Source organism: Hyphomicrobium sp. LHD-15, from assembly GCF_031157355.1.
Taxonomy (GTDB): domain Bacteria; phylum Pseudomonadota; class Alphaproteobacteria; order Rhizobiales; family Hyphomicrobiaceae; genus Hyphomicrobium_C.
On sequence record NZ_JAVIFT010000003.1, the window covers coordinates 93,193 to 112,045 of the forward strand.

At 62.0% G+C, this 18,853-nt stretch carries 17 protein-coding genes; 13 read left to right on the top strand and 4 right to left on the bottom strand.

Annotated features, from left to right (window positions below; translation table 11 throughout):
* The first annotated feature begins 76 nt into the window (after positions 1-76).
* The 6 genes from RCO24_RS12595 (at position 77) to RCO24_RS12620 (ending at position 6,901) form a co-directional block, all read left to right on the top strand.
* Positions 77-2,005, top strand: coding sequence for a TonB-dependent receptor domain-containing protein (locus RCO24_RS12595; RefSeq protein WP_308962551.1), 1,929 nt, complete (start codon positions 77-79; stop codon positions 2,003-2,005).
* 186 nt (positions 2,006-2,191) lie between these two features.
* On the top strand, positions 2,192-3,076 hold the full coding sequence (locus RCO24_RS12600) for a TonB family protein (RefSeq protein ID WP_308962552.1): 885 nt from the start codon (positions 2,192-2,194) through the stop codon (positions 3,074-3,076).
* A 199-nt stretch (positions 3,077-3,275) separates the two neighbouring features.
* The gene (locus RCO24_RS12605; protein WP_374990959.1) at positions 3,276-4,217 is read left to right on the top strand and encodes a metal ABC transporter substrate-binding protein; all 942 of its coding nucleotides are present in this window, start codon (positions 3,276-3,278) and stop codon (positions 4,215-4,217) included.
* 71 nt (positions 4,218-4,288) lie between these two features.
* Entirely contained in the window at positions 4,289-5,146 is an 858-nt protein-coding gene (locus tag RCO24_RS12610) for a manganese/iron ABC transporter ATP-binding protein (RefSeq protein ID WP_308962553.1), read from the top strand.
* 4 nt (positions 5,147-5,150) lie between these two features.
* Complete coding sequence (locus RCO24_RS12615) at positions 5,151-6,005, top strand: metal ABC transporter permease (RefSeq protein WP_308962555.1); 855 nt, start codon at positions 5,151-5,153, stop codon at positions 6,003-6,005.
* Complete coding sequence (locus RCO24_RS12620) at positions 6,002-6,901, top strand: metal ABC transporter permease (protein WP_308962556.1); 900 nt, start codon at positions 6,002-6,004, stop codon at positions 6,899-6,901. Before RCO24_RS12615 ends, RCO24_RS12620 begins: the two co-directional genes overlap by 4 nt.
* 32 nt (positions 6,902-6,933) lie before the next feature.
* Here the strand turns inward: RCO24_RS12620 and RCO24_RS12625 are convergent, their stop codons facing one another.
* Positions 6,934-7,536, bottom strand: a complete 603-nt coding sequence (locus tag RCO24_RS12625; protein ID WP_308962557.1) for a MarR family transcriptional regulator — start codon at positions 7,534-7,536, stop codon at positions 6,934-6,936.
* Between the two features lie 213 nt (positions 7,537-7,749).
* Between RCO24_RS12625 and RCO24_RS12630 the strand changes: the two genes are divergently transcribed.
* Both RCO24_RS12630 and RCO24_RS12635 read left to right on the top strand, forming a co-directional pair.
* On the top strand, positions 7,750-9,513 hold the full coding sequence (locus tag RCO24_RS12630; protein WP_308962558.1) for an EAL domain-containing protein: 1,764 nt from the start codon (positions 7,750-7,752) through the stop codon (positions 9,511-9,513).
* Positions 9,514-9,716: 203 nt separating this feature from the next.
* Positions 9,717-10,022, top strand: a complete 306-nt coding sequence (locus RCO24_RS12635; protein ID WP_308962560.1) for a hypothetical protein — start codon at positions 9,717-9,719, stop codon at positions 10,020-10,022.
* A gap of 12 nt (positions 10,023-10,034) precedes the next feature.
* Here RCO24_RS12635 and RCO24_RS12640 read toward each other — a convergent pair whose 3' ends face one another.
* Both RCO24_RS12640 and RCO24_RS12645 read right to left on the bottom strand, forming a co-directional pair.
* Entirely contained in the window at positions 10,035-10,802 is a 768-nt protein-coding gene (locus tag RCO24_RS12640; RefSeq protein WP_308962561.1) for a hypothetical protein, read from the bottom strand.
* Between the two features lie 64 nt (positions 10,803-10,866).
* The gene (locus RCO24_RS12645; RefSeq protein WP_308962563.1) at positions 10,867-13,122 is read right to left on the bottom strand and encodes an EAL domain-containing protein; all 2,256 of its coding nucleotides are present in this window, start codon (positions 13,120-13,122) and stop codon (positions 10,867-10,869) included.
* Between the two features lie 310 nt (positions 13,123-13,432).
* Here RCO24_RS12645 and RCO24_RS12650 point away from each other — a divergent pair, with 310 nt between their 5' ends.
* The 5 genes from RCO24_RS12650 to RCO24_RS12670 all read left to right on the top strand — a co-directional run bounded on the left by RCO24_RS12650 (position 13,433) and on the right by RCO24_RS12670 (position 18,370).
* Positions 13,433-14,179 (top strand): GNAT family N-acetyltransferase, encoded by a 747-nt coding sequence (locus tag RCO24_RS12650; RefSeq protein WP_308962565.1) that lies wholly within the window; start codon positions 13,433-13,435, stop codon positions 14,177-14,179.
* A 461-nt stretch (positions 14,180-14,640) separates the two neighbouring features.
* On the top strand, positions 14,641-15,135 hold the full coding sequence (locus tag RCO24_RS12655; protein WP_308962567.1) for a hypothetical protein: 495 nt from the start codon (positions 14,641-14,643) through the stop codon (positions 15,133-15,135).
* A gap of 48 nt (positions 15,136-15,183) precedes the next feature.
* Positions 15,184-16,320 (top strand): MlaE family lipid ABC transporter permease subunit, encoded by a 1,137-nt coding sequence (locus RCO24_RS12660; RefSeq protein WP_308962569.1) that lies wholly within the window; start codon positions 15,184-15,186, stop codon positions 16,318-16,320.
* Between the two features lie 3 nt (positions 16,321-16,323).
* Positions 16,324-17,127 carry an ATP-binding cassette domain-containing protein gene (locus RCO24_RS12665; protein ID WP_308962571.1) on the top strand — a complete coding sequence of 268 codons (804 nt, stop codon included), beginning with the start codon at positions 16,324-16,326 and terminating at the stop codon, positions 17,125-17,127.
* A gap of 49 nt (positions 17,128-17,176) precedes the next feature.
* Positions 17,177-18,370 carry an MlaD family protein gene (locus tag RCO24_RS12670; RefSeq protein ID WP_308962573.1) on the top strand — a complete coding sequence of 398 codons (1,194 nt, stop codon included), beginning with the start codon at positions 17,177-17,179 and terminating at the stop codon, positions 18,368-18,370.
* Positions 18,371-18,415: 45 nt separating this feature from the next.
* Here the strand turns inward: RCO24_RS12670 and RCO24_RS12675 are convergent, their stop codons facing one another.
* Positions 18,416-18,682 carry a hypothetical protein gene (locus tag RCO24_RS12675; RefSeq protein ID WP_308962575.1) on the bottom strand — a complete coding sequence of 89 codons (267 nt, stop codon included), beginning with the start codon at positions 18,680-18,682 and terminating at the stop codon, positions 18,416-18,418.
* Between the last annotated feature and the right edge of the window lie 171 nt (positions 18,683-18,853).

Sequence of the window (18,853 nt, forward strand, 5' to 3'; positions counted from 1 at the left end):
GCGTTGTGCGTTTCTAGCAAGCCTCTCGGGCGACACCTGCCGGAGCTCCCGTCCATCATGCGTGACGGGGGAACCTTTGTCGTATCGAATTTTCGCAAACGCACTACGAAAGCCAATCGCGTCGAAAACGCTGTTGCTGTCGTCGGGCACGCTGCTCGCAGCGCTCGCCGCTTCGCCATCGGCCCAAGCACAGGTGACCGAGCTCGAAGGCATCACCATCTATTCGGCCAACAAGACGCCGACCGAAGCCGCCAAAGTCGGCTCGTCGGTCGAGGTCATCACCGAGCAGCAGCTCGCGAGCCAATCGCGCTCGTTCGTGAAGGACTATCTCGAACAGCTTCCCGGTGTGAACTTCAGCCAGAACGGGCCGCCCGGCTCGACGACGAGCATCAGCGTGCGCGGCGCCAATGCCGCCTACGTCAAGGTGCTGGTCGACGGCATCGACATCAGCGATCCGTCGGCGACCACCACCCAAACCGCCTTCGAGCACCTGCTCGTCGGTGATGTGTCGCGCATCGAAGTGCTGAAGGGATCGCAGAGCGGGCTCTACGGCGGCGATGCCGTCGCCGGCGTGATCAGCATCGAAACCAAGAAAGCCACCAAGCTCGGCTTCTCCCACAGCGGCGGCGCTGAATACGGCGCGTACAATACGTTTCGTGGCGCCTACACCGCCGGCTACGCGACGGCCAATGGCAGCAACATTTCCTTGAGCGTCCAGGGCGTCGATACCGACGGCTTCTCGGCGGCCGCCGTTGGCCGCGAGGATGACGGCTACCAGAACCTCACGTTCTCCGGCCGCGGCGAATACATCCTTTCTCCGTCCGCGAAAGTATTCTTCGCCGCCCGCTCGCTCGATGCGGAGCACAACTACGACGGCTTCGCACCGCCCACCTATGCGCTCGGCGACACCGACGACTTCGGTAAATCCGTCCAGCACGCCGGACGGGTCGGAACCGAATTCTCCTTCCTCGACGGCGCGTTCCAGAACACCATCGCCGTCCAGGGCATGAAGGTCGAGCGTGACAACTTCTCGAATGGCCTCTCGAGCGGCTGGTTCGAGGGCGACCGCGTCAAAGGTGAATACAAAGGCGTTCTGACCTTCAACGACCAACTGTCGTTGCTGGCCGGGGCCGATTGGGAACAGACCGGCGCAGAGAACAACAACAGCACCGGTCGCGAGACCGCCGATGTCACCGGCACCTACGCTCAGCTCATGATGGAGCCCATCGACGGCCTCGTCTTGACCGGCGGCGGACGCATCGACGATCACAGCGCGTTCGGCAACTTCAACACCTACAGGCTCACCGCCGCCTACCTCGTGCCCGGCACGGAAACCAAATTCCGCGCCAGCCGCGGTACCGGCTTCCGCGCACCGAGCCTGGACGAGTTGTACGGCTCGTATGGCTTCGCGCCGGACTACGGCAATCCGAACCTGAAACCGGAAGAGAGCGAGAGCTGGGACGCCGGCATCGAGCAAGGTTTCCTCGACGGCAGGATCAAGCTTGGCGTGACCTACTTCGAACTCGATACCGACAACCTGATCCTCTACAATTTCAGCTGTGGCATGCCGGGGGCGCTCTGCCTCACCAACGTCGAAGGCACGACCCAGCGGAAGGGCGTGGAGTTGTCAGCCGTCGCGCTCGTCACCAGCGGTCTTGCCGTCACGACCGGCTACACGTACGTCGACACCGAGCTCGAAAGCGGAGACCGCCTGCCCCGCGTCCCACGCCACAACTTCGTGGTGGGCTTCGACTACCAGCCCATCGACAAGCTGGAGCTGAACGTCACCGCCAAGTACGTCGCCGATACCATCGACAGCAACGGCGCCGACCTCGATGATTATTTCCTGTTGAGCGCCAAGGCATCCTACGAGGTGGTTCCCGGCTGGAAGGCTTACGTCCGCGGCGAAAACCTGCTCGACGAGGATTATCAGACCACAACGGGCTACAACACGCCGGGCCTTTCCGTCTACGGCGGCCTGACGATGTCGCTGCCGAACAACTAAGGCGGCGCCAAGCGGGACGTTTGAAGGAATGGGACAAGGAGGATCGGCCGGCGTTCATGCTGCATCATGGATCCGGACGGGCTTCCTTGCTCCCGACTTATCGACAGGCGGCGCATCGGGCCGCAGAGACACCGCAAGCCGATTTGCGTAACGCAGGTGGAGACCAACCGCGCGATTGATTCAGTAATGACCATCACGCCAACCGATCATCGCTTCGCCAACCGCGCGCTCGTCAGCGCGGCAAGCGCCGCGATGTCGATCCTGCTTCACGGCAGCGTGCTGGCAGCCGCGCTGTTGCTGGTCGAGCGGCGCCCTGGTGCCATCTCCGCGCCCACCGAAGCGATCAGCCTCGAATTCCTGCAAAGCGAAGTGATCGAGGCCGTCGCAACGTCGCCGGCCCTGTCGGTCGCCGCATCACAAAGCTCCGTCCAGTCCGAAGCCGGCGCAGCGGAAGACATCTCCGAGAGCGCCGCGCCGAAAGCGCTCGAACCGGTGCCGATCGAACAGCAACTCGCGTCAAAGGAGCCCATACAGCCTAAAAGCAAGGTCGAAGTGCCGAAAGGGCTCGATGTCGTGCAAGGCGGGCATGAAGAGACCGAGCAGGCCGGTGCAGAAGAGCCCAGTCAGCGTCGGGAAAAGACGCAGCCGGACACCAACCGTCGGCAACAGCAGCGCCCGGTCAAAACCGCGAAAGTGACCAATGCGGCCGCCAACGACAAAACCGACACCAAGCCGGTCAAGAAGGGCGCCGCCCAATCCAGCGCAGCAAAAGCCTCGGCTGGCTCGACCGCGCGCGTCTCCGCAAGCACCGGATCGGCGGTGAACTATGCAGCCCTCGTCCGCGGCCGCGTAGCGGCGCGCAAACCCGCAGGCGGCGGCAGGCGCGGGACCGTCGTCGTGTTCTTTGGCCTCTCGCGCTCCGGGGCCCTCGTCTCCGCGAGCGTCTCCCGCTCATCCGGAAATACGAGCCTCGATGCCAGCGTCTTGTCGGCCGTTCGCGGCGCCGGCCCCTTCCCCACCCCACCCCCCGGCGCAAATCTAAGCTTCAGGATGCCCTTTCACTTCAAGTAAGCGGGGCTTCCACAACCGACATCACGATAAAACCGCCATCCGGCCGGCCGCTCGCCCGAAAAAACCCGCCTTCGGCGCTCTTGATTTCACCCGCGACAAACGCGCTCGGCCACCCGAAACTCGAAGCACGCGGATTTGACAGTTGCAAATCATTCGCATATGCATAAAGAGAACAGCGCGAACCCTTGAGGAGACCCTTATGCTGCTTGTGACGAGACGGACCCGCCGCGGTTTCATGACGGCGCTTGCGGGGTGCGCTCTCCTGTTCGCAGCGGCCGTTTTCCCGGCATCGTCCCAAGCAGAAGCCGAGACCAAAGCCGCCAAGCCCTTCCGGGTCGTCACGACTTTCACCGTCATCCAGGACATTGCCCAGAACGTCGCCGGCACCAGCGCTATTGTGGAATCGATCACCAAGCCCGGCGCCGAGATTCACGACTACCAGCCGACGCCCCTCGACATCGTCAAAGCTCAATCGGCCGACTTGGTGCTGTGGAACGGCATGAACCTCGAACGCTGGTTCGAGAAATTCTTCGACAACGTCAAAGGCGTACCGAGCGCGGTCGTGAGCGATGGTATCGTCCCGATGGGCATCACCGACGGCCCCTACACCGGCAAGCCGAACCCGCACGCCTGGATGTCGCCGTCGAACGCCCTCGTCTATGTCGAGAACATCCGCAAAGCGCTCGCCGAGCACGATCCCGCCAACGCCGCGGCCTATAACGCCAATGCTGCCGCCTACGCCGAGAAAATCAAAGCGCTCGACGCTCCGCTCCGGGCCCGCATCGACGCCATCCCGGAAGCTCAGCGCTGGCTCGTTTCCAGCGAGGGCGCCTTCAGCTACCTCGCCCGCGACTACAACATGCGCGAAGCGTTCCTCTGGCCGATCAACGCCGACGAGCAGGGAACGCCGAAGCAGGTCCGCCGCGTGATCGACCTCGTACGCGCCAACAAGATCCCGGTGGTATTCTCCGAAAGCACAATCTCGGACAAAGCCGCAAAGCAGGTCGCCAAAGAGACCGGCGCCCGCTACGGTGGCGTCCTCTACGTCGACAGCTTGAGCGCCGAGAATGGTCCGGTGCCGACTTACGTCGACCTCCTGAAGGTGACAGTCGAAACCATTGTCGAGGGCTTCACATCTTGAACGCGCACGCTGACTTAGGCGCGAATCCGAAGCCTCCCGTTGATGCGGCCCGGGAGAGACCTTCCGATAGGTTGCCGTCCATTAGCGCGGAAAACATTACGGTCGCCTACAGCAACGGTCACGTCGCGCTGGAGAATGTGTCGTTCGATCTGGCCGCGGGTACGATCTGCGGCCTGGTCGGCGTCAACGGCAGCGGCAAGTCCACGCTTTTCAAGACCATCATGGGCTTCGTGCGCCCGACGCGCGGCTCAATCCGCATTGCCGGGATGCCGGTAGACGAAGCCCTCAAAGCCAATCTGGTCGCTTACGTACCGCAGAGCGAAGACGTCGACTGGAACTTCCCCGTCCTCGTCGAGGACGTCGTGATGATGGGCCGTTATGGCCACATGGGCTTTCTCCGCCGCGCCGCGAAGGAAGACCACGCGAAAGTGAGCGAAGCGCTCGAGCGCGTCGGCATGGCGAGCTTTCGCAAGCGCCAGATCGGCGAGCTGTCGGGCGGCCAGAAAAAACGCGTGTTCCTCGCTCGTGCGCTCGCCCAGCAGAGCCGCATCATTCTCCTTGATGAGCCGTTCACCGGGGTCGACGTCAAAACCGAAAGCGCCATCATAGAACTGCTGCGCGATCTGCGCGCCCGGAAGCACCTGATGCTCGTTTCCACCCACAATCTCGGCAGCGTGCCGGATTTCTGCGACCAGGTCGTTCTGATCAACAAGAAGCTGTTGGCGGCCGGCCCAACCGAAACAACCTTTACGCAAGCCAACCTTGAGAAGGCCTTCGGCGGCGTCCTGCGCCACTTCAAGCTCGGGGGCGCCGACCTCCATGACGACGACGACCGCCGCGCGGTGACAGTCCTCACCGACGACGAGCGCCCGCTCGTCTTCTACGGAGAGAACGGCGACAAACGGCCGGGCTCCGCCGGAAAGAAATAGCCCCATGAGCGAGCTGCTGGTCCCCTTCGAATACAACTACATGGTCAAGGCCATATGGGTCAGCGGCCTCGTCGGGGCCACCTGCGCATTCCTCTCGGCCTTCCTGATGCTGAGAGGCTGGTCGCTGATGGGCGACGCGCTTGCCCATTCCATCGTCCCCGGCGTGGCAGGCGCCTACCTCCTGCAGATCCCATTCGCGGCCGGCGCCTTCATCGCCGGCTTTCTGGCATCCATCGCCATGTGGTTCGTCCGCCAGCAATCGAAGCTGCGCGAGGATGCCGTCATCGGCATCGTCTTCACGTCGTTCTTTGCGGCAGGCCTGCTGCTCGTCTCGATCAACCCCACCGCCGTGAATGTGCAATCGATCGTCCTCGGCAACATTCTGGGCATCTCCGACGACGACGCTTTCCAGGTTGTACTGATCGCCGCCGTCTCTCTCGCCATTCTCCTCGTGAAATGGAAAGACCTGATGGTCGTCTTCTTCGACGAGACGCACGCCCGCACCGTCGGCATCAACCCGACGGGCCTGAAGCTCTTGTTCTTCACGCTTCTGAGCGCTTGCACCGTGGCGGCCCTCCAGACTGTCGGTGCCTGCCTCGTTATTGCGATGGTCGTGACACCGGGCGCGACCGCCTATCTTTTGACAGATCGCTTCGGCTGGCTTCTGACGTTGAGCGTACTGATTGGCGGATTGACGAGCATGGTCGGGGCCTATCTCAGCTTTTTCCTCGACGGCGCGACCGGCGGCGTCATCGTCACACTGCAAACTCTGCTGTTCCTGGCGGCCTTCGTTTTCGCGCCCAAGCACGGCCTCCTCGCCGCCCGCCGCCCGCACGCAAGCGGAGGCTCGGCACAATGAGCGGCGCAGTCGACTTCTTCACCGTGCCCCTCGGTTACGAATTCATGCAACGCGCTCTGGTCGCGGCTGTGCTCATCGGTGCCGTCTGCTCGGTTCTCTCGTGCTACCTGGTGCTCAGGGGCTGGTCGCTGATGGGAGACGCGATCTCGCACGCGGTACTGCCGGGCATCGTGCTCGCATTCGTGACCGGGCTTCCGCTCACGCTCGGCGCCTTCGCCGCTGGACTATCGTGCGCCGTGCTCACCGGCTACCTGAAGGAGAATAGCCGCATCAAGGAAGATACGGTCATGGGCATCGTATTCTCCGGCATGTTTGGCCTCGGCCTCGTGCTGATGACCAAGATCGAGACCGATCAGCACTTGAACCACATCCTGTTCGGCAACATGCTTGGCGTGACGTGGCGTGATGTGATCGAGATCGCCGTGATCTCGGGCTCGGTACTGGCGATCGTTCTCGCCAAACGGCGCGACCTCCTTCTCTATTGCTTCGACCCCCAGCATGCCCGTGCCATCGGCCTTTCCGTGAGAGTGATCCACTACGGACTTCTGGTCCTTCTGGCGCTGACGATCGTTGCGTCCATCAAGGCTGTCGGCGTCATCCTGGTCGTGGCGATGCTGGTGACACCGGGCGCAACCGCTTACCTCGTGACGGATCGCTTCGACCGTATGCTCGCGGTGTCGGCGGCGGTCGCCGTGGGATCGAGCGTGCTCGGCACGCTCGTGAGCTTCCACATCGACGGCGCGACCGGGCCCTGCATCGTGCTGATCCAGACGGCGGCATTCCTCATCGCGTTTCTGTTCGCCCCGAAGAACGGCATTCTGCGGCGGAAGACCCACGGCATCGAAGAAAGCAGCGGCGCGGGCACGGCCCCCAGCAGCACGCGCAACACCACCTGAAAGTGCGCCGGCGCAATCAGCGCCCGACACGGCTACTCGTCCGAAGACATCGCCGATATCGCGGCCCGCGCCTGGAAGGATGTGCAGAGCAAGCCGAGTTCGCACTCCTTCACGGGCATTCCCACGCATTTGCAGAAGAAGTTGACTTGGACATTGTTGCCCTGGGCGGTGAGCCGCCTGATCAACAGAAAGATGCAATCCCGGCAACTTCCGACGGCTTGCCTGCGATCGTCGCCGCCGAGTTGCCCAACGAGGCCCCTCAGAATATTGCGAAGCAGCTCCTGCTTCTTGGGGTCGAGCTGATCGATGTCGTTGAAGACAGAAGCCAGCGGATCCGCCACCAGCCGCTTCTGCGCTTTGTCCGTAATCGTCAGGATCGAGCTGCGCCCGTCGTACAAAGACTTCTCGCGCTTGAGGTATCCGCGCCGTTCGAGCAGCTTGATGGTTTGGGACGCCGTGCCCCTGGTCGTTGCCTGATAGGCGGCCAACCCCGACAATGTCCGGCTGAACACGTTCGCGCGCGCAAAGAAGCGCAGAGCCAGCCATTGCGCAGACGTCAGACGATCTCCCTCGCGTTCTGCAAGCAGACCTCTGCTGAGCTGCAAGAGCAGTTCACCAATCTCAAGTGCCAGCATACCGCCCCCCCGCAACGCGCTGAAATATCAGGAAGACGACGGTAGCCGTCAAGATTACGACTACGGATAGTTTTGCGTCGCAAGCAGATGCTTCCGGCCGGAGGGGGATAAGCCCAGATCGGCACCACACCCCGGCAAATCAGCCCCGGCATTAACTCATCCGTGACACAACCTGGGCGAACATGTCGCAGACGAATTCACGAGGCGCCCGCGATGGAAAACCTGATTTCAACTTTTCCTGACTGGCGCGCTCCGCCCACCCACCGGGCGGAGCGCGACAAGACCGAGACAGTCGTCAATCTCGCCAGTGCCGTTTTCAACTCCACCCAGGAAGCCATCGTCGTAACCGACAACAAGGGGATCATCGTCGCCGTCAACCCGGCTTTCTCGATCATTACCGGATACAGCGCCTCCGAAATCATCGGTAAGAACATGCGCGCCCTACAATCCGGACGCCAACACCGCGCGTTCTATCGTGAGATGTGGGAACGGGTGGGCAAGTCCGGATATTGGCAGGGCGAGATCTGGAATCGCCGCAAGAACGGCGAGGTCTATCCCGCGCTGCTCACCATCAGCAGCGTCCGCAACACGAGCGGCACGCCGACCCACTACATCGGAAACAGCGCCGATCTCAGCCGTATCAGGAAGTCCGAGCTGAAGCTGGATCACGTCGCCCATCATGACGAGTTGACCGGCCTACCCAACCGGCGCTTGCTCAACGTTCGCCTGGAGCGGATCCTGGCGCGCGCCATACGCGACGACACCGAAGGCGCGGTCATTTTCGTGGACCTCGATCGTTTCAAGCTCGTCAACGACAGCCTCGGTCACGGTGCCGGCGACGAACTTCTGACCCTCGCGACCTGGCGCATCAAAAACAATCTTCGGACGAGTGATTTCCTCGCACGCTTCGGCGGCGACGAGTTCACTGTTCTTCTCGAACGCACCACCCGGGACGGCGCAGCGAAAGTCGCCTCCAATCTGATCGAGCAGTTGAGCGAGCCCTTCTTCCTGTCGTCGGGAGAGGAAATCTCCATCGGCGCCAGCATCGGCATTTGCCTTTTTCCGAAGGACGGCACCTCGCCCGAACAATTGCTGCAGCATGCCGACGCGGCGCTCTACCAAGCCAAGGCTGCCGGCAAATCAACCTGCAAATTCTATTCGTCGGATCTCACCACGCTCGCAAACACGCGCCTGTCTCTGGAAAACCAACTCCGCCGCGCGATCAACCGCCAAGAGTTCGTCGTCCACTACCAGCCACTTGTTTCCTTGCAGGATCGGCGCGTTTTCGGCTTCGAAGCCCTCATCCGATGGCAGGATCCCGATCGGGGTATGATCGCTCCCTCCGATTTTCTTCCCGTCGCCGAGGAAACCGGGCTCATCGTGCCGATCGGGCAATGGGTGCTGGAGCAGGCCTGCGCGCAAATGAAATCCTGGCTCGATGCGGGCTATCAGCTCGACGCGCTTGCCGTGAACATCTCGGCGCGGCAGTTCAATCGCCCGGACTTCGCGACATCCGTCGCCAAAGCACTTCAGCAAACCGGTCTTGAACCGTGCTGTCTCGAACTCGAAATCACCGAAGGCACGCTGATGGCCAACGATGCGGCCTCGCTGGCGACGCTCGAGGCGCTGAAAGCACTTGGCGTCCGGCTCGCCGTCGACGATTTCGGCACCGGATATTCGTCGCTCGCCTACCTGAAGAAGCTCCCGGTCGATAAGCTCAAGATCGACAGAAGCTTCGTCACCGACATCGGCTCAGATCCGGCCTCGGCCGCGATCGTATCGGCAATCATCGGATTGGCGCGCTGCCTCGGCCTGTCGGTGCTCGCGGAAGGCATTCAGACCGAGCAACAGCGGGAAACCCTGCTTGCAAGCGGTTGCGCGGAGGGACAAGGCTTTCTGTTCGCCCGGCCGGTCTCTCCTGCCGCTGTCCCGAGCCTCGAAGACGCAATGCTGCACCTCGTGCGTGCCGCACCCTAGGCATACGTACGGCCAATCCGGCGCATTCCGAAACGGAATGCATTTGAATCGAAATAATCGTGAAACGTTTTGTCAGCCACAGAGCCGCCGCTCCGTGGACGCGGACCGCGCAAGCCCAATATAAACTTGTATGCGGCACGCGTTCGATCGCCGCAACGCCAAGCTGCCGTCGATCTGCAGCGCAATGCGGAGAAGCAGGCGCGATGGTCAAGGTGATCCAATTTCCGCGGAAGCCGCCTCCAGAACCACCCGTCACGACGCTCGATCAAACGATCGATCTCGCGCTCGCGTCCTATCTCAAGCTCAGCGAAACGCTCGACGGTGTGATGAACCAGCTCGAGGCGAATCTTGCCCGGGTGTCGGCCACACTTCCGGCTCAACCCAAAAAACTGGCCGACCAGCACGCGCGTCAGGTGAGCGATCTCGAACGTCAGCTCGCTCACGCCCGCCAGATGATGGAGGGGATCAGGAAGGACATCACGCGCCTCAATCCCCCACCACGCAAATAGGCGCCGAAACGTTCAGCGTGCGGTACCCGTCAGAAAAATACAGCCTGTGTATCCGCTGCGGATCTCCCGGTCCACGATCCCGATCAGCTCCGCACGCACGTCCCGCGCGTGTGCTTTGAACACGTCCTCGATCGCTTCCGGAGAAAGCTTGAGCGCGGGGAACGATTGGTCTGCGACCACATAGCCGTCCGAACGCGCGAGGAATGCCGCCGCCAACGTCCCACCGACTCGCACGCAGCGCGCAAAAGCCATACAGGCCGCTTCGAACTCATCCTGCCGCTTGGTGATCGATTCAGCGCAGAAAAACATGGTCGCCGCGTCCCAGGTCCGGGCCGGCATGTCGAAGATCGAGCCCTTCGTTACGACAGCTTTCTCGCGCAGCGCCGGTATTGGGTTGTCCGGCAAGCTCCACTCCGCACCGTATGCCTCGCGCGTCACGTCCCAGAAGTGGCGCCATTGGGGGCGCATGTCGTCCCGCTCGAACTCTTGCCTCAGCCAGGCAATGTTGGGATCTGCGTTTTCCCACGCCGTGAGACGGCGAGCGCGCGGAAGCGCACAGAAGAACGGAATGAGGTTGGGACCGGTTCCGACATCAACGACGTCGAGCGCGGCCCCTGGAGGGCCGGCATTCTTCAATACCTTCGCCGCGAGGCGCGTCACGAGATCGTCGTCGGGGTGAGGCTCGCCGTAGTACTGTTGAAAATACGCTTCGGAATCGAACTTCGCCCATTGATAATCGGCGTTTCCGTTCGCGTCACCCGAAGCGTCTTGATCGACCATCGCGTTCCTTGTCCCCTGCCAGACCCAACCAGCAGACGACACAGATCTCAACGCGCTCCAAAAATCAAGCGCGCACGCTTTGCGGCTGCTCCACCGGCATGGGCTCGGCAGGCGCCGTCATGCGGCGCGGCTCGAACTTCTCGATGAGCGGGCCGAGTTGGTCGGCCGCCACCGGCGCCGAGAAGTAGAACCCTTGCAGCTCGGTACATCCGAAGTGGCTCATCATCAGCGCTTCGTATTCGGTCTCGACACCTTCAGCCACAATTTGCATCCCGAGGCCGCGGCCCAGCGAGACGACCGATTGCACGATGGTGCGCGAGGTCAACGCGTTCGAAACGTTGGTGACGAAGCTCCTGTCGATCTTGATCTTGTCGAACTTGAAATTGCACAGATAGGCCAAGCTCGAATAGCCGGTGCCGAAATCGTCGAGCGCCGTCTTGAAGCCCATGGCCTGAATCGCCTCCAGCACCGAGCGGGTATGATCGGATGCTTCCAGCAGTACGCCTTCCGTAATCTCAAGCACGAACCTCTTGGGCGTCACGTCGTGCTCGAGTGTGAGCCTGCGCAACACGGTTTCGAGGTCGGATTGGATGAACTGAACCGGCGAAAGATTGATCGAGATTTCGAGCTGCGGCCACCGCTTCGAATCCTTGATCGCCCTTTCGAGGATCCAGGTGCCGAGCGTCGGCATCAAACCGGCGATTTCCGCAATCGGAATAAAGGTTGCCGGCGAAATCACGCCGCGCGTCGGATGCGTCCAGCGCAGCAGCGCTTCTGCGCCCACGATGGCACCCGTGCGGCAGGACACGATCGGTTGATAGTGAACCTCGAGCTCTTCCCGCTCGATTGCAGCGCGCAAATCCACCTCGATCGCATGGCGCGTCTCGACTTGCTGCGCCATCTCCGCCGAAAACGAGACCGCCCGGTTGCGGCCGAGCCTCTTACCTTCGTAAAGCGCGATGTCTGCATGGCGAAGCAGTTCGTCCACCGTGCGGCCGTGTTCCGGCGCCATCGCGATACCGATGGAGGCCGTGACGGGAATTACCTGGTTGTCGATCGCGAACGGCTGCTCGAACGCCGAAGCGATGCGATGCGCCAGCAGCATGTCGCCGGAGGGTTCGGCCGAGATGCACAAAACAGCAAATTCGTCGCCGCCGAACCGAGCCAGGAAATCATCACCCCTGAGCCGCGTCGTCAGCCGCTTGGACACAGCCTCGATAAGCTTGTCGCCGGCTTCGTGACCGAGCGTATCGTTGATGTCCTTGAACCGGTCGATGTCGATGTACGCCGCAATCGCACGCGTGCCGCGGGGCGCATGATCGAGCATCGCGAGCTTCGCCTCGACCTCCTCGACCATATGCTGGCGGTTCGGCAGCCCAGAGAGCGCATCATGACGTGCCGCGTGACGGGATCGCGCCTCACGCTGTGCGAGTTCGCTCGACGCGCGCCACAAACGGCGGAACATGTTGCTGGACAGCACGCCCGTCGCGAACACACCACAGGCTACGAGCGGCAGGATGATGGTGAGCAGAATTTGCCCTGGCCGCTGGGTCGTCCATGAAAGATAGCCGGCCAACGTCCCGTCGTCTCCCACGAACGGCTCAGACACAACCCCACTGGCCTCGACCGGATGTGGCGTAAGCTTGAGATCCGAAAGCAGGATCGAACGAGCGATTTTCAGAATGGACTGAGGCTTGATGGAGCTCACACCGATGAGAAGTTTCGGCGTGCCTTTGAGCAGCTCCAAGTCGATGTTCGGAACGATTGTGATGGCGCCGACGAAAGCCGGCTTGCCGTCTACGGAAATGATGTGCCCAGCCCACCGCGCGGCATCGACGGCCTTGGTGAGATAGCGGTAGTCCTCCTGGGTACGGCCAAACTCGTCGGGCCGCTTCTTCAATGCTGATGCCTTATTGCCTTGGCGCACCTCGGCGACCAATGACGAAAGTTCGGTCCGCCGCAGCTCGTATGCCTCTACACCCGCGCGCGCGCCTTCCTTGTAGGAGAAGATTGGCTCATCGCGCTCATTGAGGATGTAGACCTCGTCATGACCGTAGGTCTCGGTCAGAAACAATCCGAATTCGGTCTCTGCGAATGCCACGTCGACGGTATCGCCACCGATCTTGATCACGGCATCGTCCCACCAGGCGACGCTCTTCAGTCCGTCCAGCACGCTGCCGATGCTTTGGTTGATTGCGTTCTCGAGCAGCGTCCGCTCTCTGTCGGTAGCGCTATTATTCGCCGACCAACCCGCGAACGCGATGATGGCAAGCAACAACACGCCAAAGAACGAGATGGCGGCACGAATAATCCTCGTCAAACGACGAAGATCACCCTCGTACAGACTTGTTGTATCTCCGAGCAGCATAAATCGGTGCGCCTATCCGCAACATATTTTCTGATCTTCACCGGCAACACCTAAGTCATTGTTTAATTGACGCGTGAGCTGAGCCAACTCTGATATCAGCGTAAACAGAAAGTTTATATGCGTCCCAAATAAACAAATTGTGTGGTTCGTTAACTATTTTTTCATTGCTTCCAATTGCTTAACGATTTATTAAAGCTGCCCAAGCGTAGCCTGGTCGGCCTTAATACTTGTACTTGCGCTGACCATAACTCTGAGTGTGATTATGGTCGCCTCTCTAGTCGTTCGCACCCGCGCCGATAGCGACGAACTAAAAAAAGCCGCCCTTTCAATCGAACAAGCCGCCTGGAGCGAGCTCGGCTATCTGAATTACACCCGCGCCCACTATGGGTTGTATGCAGATCTCTTGAATCAGTATGCCGACTATCAGCTCTGCCTCGTCGACGAGGAAACGAACTACCCCGTTGCCGTCGCCAATTGCGTGCCCGTGACCTGTTCGGGCCCTGACGATCTGCCGCCGGAAGGTTGGGACTGGCTGGTCGAGACGGCTGCGCGCCCGACTGGTCCCCACACGATGCTGGGGGCGCTGGCCATCTCGGTCCCGACCATTCACCGCTCCAAGGGCTACGCCCGCAAGATGATCCGCGCCCTGCTCGACCTCGCGGAGGAAAAAGGCCTGCATGGGCTGGTCGCCCCCGTCCGCCCGTCCGCCAAGGCCATTCATCCTTGGGTCGCGATCGACGACTACATCACCTGGACCGACGGCAACGGCCAGACCTACGATCCCTGGATTCGCAGCCACCTCTCTTGTGGCGGCAAGCTCATCGGTCCGTGCGAACGCTCGATGGTCGTCCACGAGCCGCTGGCGTTCTGGGAAAACTGGTCGAAGCAAACCTACGATCGCTCGGGCTCCTACGCTCTCGAAGGCGGGCTCGTGCCCGTCAGCATCGATGTCGAGCGGCGGACCGGCCGTTACGAGGAGCCCAACGTCTGGGTCGCCTACGCCTGCTGATGACAGTGCCGTCACCACCACACGCTGACGGGCGGGCCGCTCCGTCAGCGTGAGCCGCAGGATCTGATTGACCAGAAAGGCTCAGGCTCGCACCTGCGCAATCGGACACGATCAGACAAAAATTTTCTCCCCATACGCACATTCGATCCAGTCGCGCCACGAACCGGCGAAATTCCGCCAAGCTGCCGACAGAAATCAGATATACGGTCATCTGCTTGACCGACCGACGAGCCTTGCCGGTAAGGCTCGCGGATTCGTCCCCACCCGTGACCTGCCGGATATCCGCAAACCGCGAAATGCCTTCCGTCACAAACCCGTATCCGGCGCAAAGCACCCGCAAAAAGCCGCACTTTTGTTGCGATGCGTTGTTGCACCTTCTCCATAATCAGTGTCTTTTGGAGCCCAACGCGCCGGCCTATCGCTGCAACACGGGTGCGACGGAATTCTGAGGGACCGACCACATGACGTCTGAAAGCTCCGGCCTCTGGCGCCGCTTTCTCCTCGCACTTGCCGCCCCGGCCATTTTGTTGACCACAACGGCAACGCCCAGCGCCGCCGATCCGACTTTCAGCCCATTGCTCGGCTCCTGGGGCGGCAGCGGAACCTACAAGCTGCAGGACGGCACCTCCGAGAAGCTGAAGTGTGACGCCTACTATACCGGAACCGGCTCACAGCTCGGCATCGCCGTGCGTTGCGTCGGCGCCACCAACAAAATCGAGATGCGCTCGAAACTCAGCGCCAATGGCACCTCGCTCAGCGGAAACTGGGAAGAGCGCACCTACAATGCCGGCGGCACGGTGACGGGAAAGCTCTCCGACACGAAGTTGGCCCTCGCGATCACGGGCGGCGTGGCGGGAAGCATGACAATCACTTATGATCAGGCGAAGCAGAACGTGGCAATCGCAACCGAGGGCATTCCCCTCAAGAGCGTCATTGTCAGCTTGTCGCGCAAATAACAAATAGCGCGGCTACGCATACCGGCATCCCAAGGAGGTGATGGTCAGATGGGTTCGCCACCCTCGCTAGTCGCGCGGCCCGGTGCAGGTCAGGTCGAGCTTACGGCCGAAGGATCCTGGACCGTCGCCCACGCCCGCAGCCTCGACGGCCTGATCGACGAAACGGTGCAACGCATGCCGCCGGGCCAGCCGGTCTCCGTCGACATGCACCGCATCACCACCCTCGATACCTACGGAGCCTGGCTGATCGAGCGCTTGGTACGGGCGCGCGAAAACCTTCCGGGAGGCGTCCGCCTCGAAGGCCTGCCTGAGCGCTACAAAAGCCTTTTCGACCAAATTCAGCGCGCCGACCGCGCGCCACCCGTGCCCGCACCTTCCCGTTTCTCGATCAGCGGAAAGCTCGAGCAACTCGGCCGTGCGACCGTTGGGTTCGGAAACGAGCTTCTGGCCTTCGCGTCGATGCTGGGCGCCCTCGTCCTTTCGCTCGGCCGCGTCATCGCCAATCCGAGAAGCTTCCGCCTGACCTCGACCGTCCATCACCTGGACCGGGTCGGCTGGAAGGCCGTCCCGATCATGCTGCTGATCACCTTCCTGATCGGCTGCATCATCGCTCAGCAGGGCTTCTTCCATTTCCGCAAGTTCGGCGCCGATGCCTACGTGGTCGACATGGTCGGCATTCTCGTGCTCCGCGAAATCGGCGTGCTCATCGTCGCAATCATGATGGCCGGCCGCTCGGGCAGCGCCTACACCGCCGAGCTCGGCTCCATGAAGATGCGCGAAGAGATCGACGCACTCCGCACCATGGGTCGCGATCCCGTCGACGTGCTGATCCTGCCGCGTATTCTCGCGCTGGTGATCGCCCTCCCCATCCTGACCTTCCTCGGCTCCATGGCAGCGCTCTACGGCGGCGGCGTCGTGGCCTATTTCTACGGCGGTATGAGCCCGGACATCTACATCGAGCGGCTGCGCGAAGCGGTCTCCCTCACCCACTTCGAGGTCGGCATGATCAAGGCGCCGTTCATGGCGCTCGTCATCGGCGTCGTGGCTTGCGCACAGGGCCTCGCGGTCAAGGGCAGCGCCGAGTCGCTCGGCCTCGAAACCACGGCCTCTGTCGTCAAATCGATCTTTCTTGTAATCGTGCTGGACGGTCTGTTTGCCGTCTTCTTCGCAGCCGTCGACATGTAGGCCATGATCGAAAAACCCGTCATCGATGTCCGCGATCTGGTGGTTGCCTTCGGCAGCCGGGCCGTGCTCAACGGCGTCACCTTCGATGTTCGCAAAGGCGAGGTGTTCGGCTTCGTCGGCGGCTCGGGCAGCGGAAAGTCCGTGCTGCTCCGCACCATCATCGGCTTGTTGCCGCGCCGCTCCGGCTCGATTGAGGTTCTGGGCGAGCGGCTCGACACCGCAACCGACGAAGCCCGCCGCCAGATTGAGCGTCGCTGGGGCGTTCTCTTTCAGCAAGGCGCGTTGTTCTCGTCCCTCACCGCGCTGCAGAACGTGCAATTCCCGATGGTGGAATACCTCGATCTGCCCCAGCGCCTGATGGACGAGATGGCCGCCGCGAAACTCGACATGGTGGGCCTGCGCCGGGCCGATCACAACAAAATGCCGTCCGAGCTGTCGGGCGGCATGACCAAGCGCGTGGCGCTTGCCCGCTCCCTCGCCCTCGACCCGGAACTGGTGTTCCTCGATGAACCGACCTCCGGCCTCGACCCCATCGCCGCCGGAGACTTCGACGCGCTGATCCGCACGCTCCAGCAGACGCTCGGCCTCACCGTGTTCATGATCACCCACGATCTCGAAAGCCTGAAGACCATCTGCGACCGCGTCGGCGCGCTCGCAGACGGCAAGGTCGTCGCGACGGGCTCGATCCAAACCATGCTCCAGAACGATCACCCCTGGGTGCAGGAATACTTCCGCGGCCGTCGCGCGACGTCGCTGTTCTCACCCGCGAACCCTGCCCATGCCGGCATCACTCCGCCGGGCGCATGAGGTGGGGATCGAAACAATGACTTAGATATTGAGCCTTGAGGCCCGAAACATGGAAACGAAGGCACGCTATACTCTGGTTGGAACCTTTGTGCTGGCCGTTGCGCTGGCAGGGTTCGCCTTCGTCTACTGGCTCCACAACATGGGCGGCCTCGCCAACCGGCAAATTTACCAGGTCCGCTTCGAAAGCTCGGTGTCCGGACTGCTGACCGGCTCCAACGTTCTATTCAACGGCATCCGGGTCGGCGAGGTCACCAATATCGCGCTGAGCCCCGACGCGCCGAAAGAGGTTCTGGTGACGATCGCCGTCGATCCCAAGACGCCGATCCGCGCCGATACCGTCGTCAGCGTCGACTTCCAGGGTCTCACCGGAGCGCCCATCATCATGCTGACGGGAGGCGCAAAGGGCGCTGCCCCGCTGGCAGCTGTCGGCGGCGAAGCCCCGCTCCTCGTCGCCAACAACGAAAGCACCCAGAGCCTGTCGCAGTCCGCGCGCGCCACCCTCGGCCGCCTCGACAAGGTGATCGACGACAACAGTTCCGCGCTCCATGACGCCATCTCCGGCATCAGCGCGTTTGCGGGCGTGCTCGCGCGAAATTCCGAGCGTATCGACGGCATCCTCGCTGGTCTCGAACGCTTCGCAGGCGGCGCGAAGGCCAAGCCCGGAATCTACAATCTCTCGGCCCGCCAAGGCGCTGTGGTCTGCAAGCAGGCCAACTTGCCCCAGCTCGTCGTGCCCGAGCCCGCAGCCCCCATGGCCTTCAATTCCGACAAGGTCATCATCGTCGGCGATCCGCCGGAAAACGCGCCGTTCGAGAAGGCGCAATTCACCGACAACGTTCCCTCCGTCGTGCAATCGAAGGTGATCGAGAGCCTGGAGGGCTCGGGATGCTTTGCAGCCGTCACGCGCCCGCTCGACAACCTCGAACAGAGCGAGCAACTGCAGACCGAGATCCGCCAGTTCGCCGTACGGCTGACGCCCACCCCGACCGCAGACATCGAGATCGTGGCCAAGCTGGTGAGCGCCGGCGGCAAGATCGAAGGCAGCCGCGTGTTCCACGAGAGCGCAGCTCTCAAGGCCGTCGATGCGCCGAGCGCCGTCGCAGCCCTGGATGCCTCCTTCAGGAAAGTCCTGGAGGGTGTGGTGCCGTGGGTGGCGCAATTGCCCCGCAAGGCGGAACCGGCAAAGGGCGCTGAGCCGTCGCTTGACGACATCCCGGAACCACCCGAGCCGCCGGCACCCTGATCCTATCCGGAAGCCGATCCTTTAGTCTTTGAGACAGTGGTGCGATTAAGGCCGGCCACGCGTGGCATCGATTTTCAGGTACCCCGTCGCGTACGCGATGACCGCCAGCACGATGGCAAGCGGCACCGCCACCATCAGCACCATGGCAAAGGTCATCGCCAGGCCCAGAAGCAGCGCCAGGCCCACCAGCGCAAACAGCGCGAACACCAGATAGCCCGCTCCGATGGCGAGCCAGCGCCGCCAGCCTGTGAGCTCGGTCGCGGCCGCGTTCCTGTCAATGACGATGACGGTTTCTTCGCGTCTGGGGGTCATGAAGCTTCTCCGAAGGGGCTCGAACCACCATATAGGATAGAAGCGAACAATATTCGAGCGCCCGCCGCCTTTAGATATCAAGCTTGTCGACAGGGCTAACGGCAAGTTGAACGGCGCAGGCAACGTTAATCTCGCCGCGCTGTATTCTATGCGTTATAACGCGACGCGCGG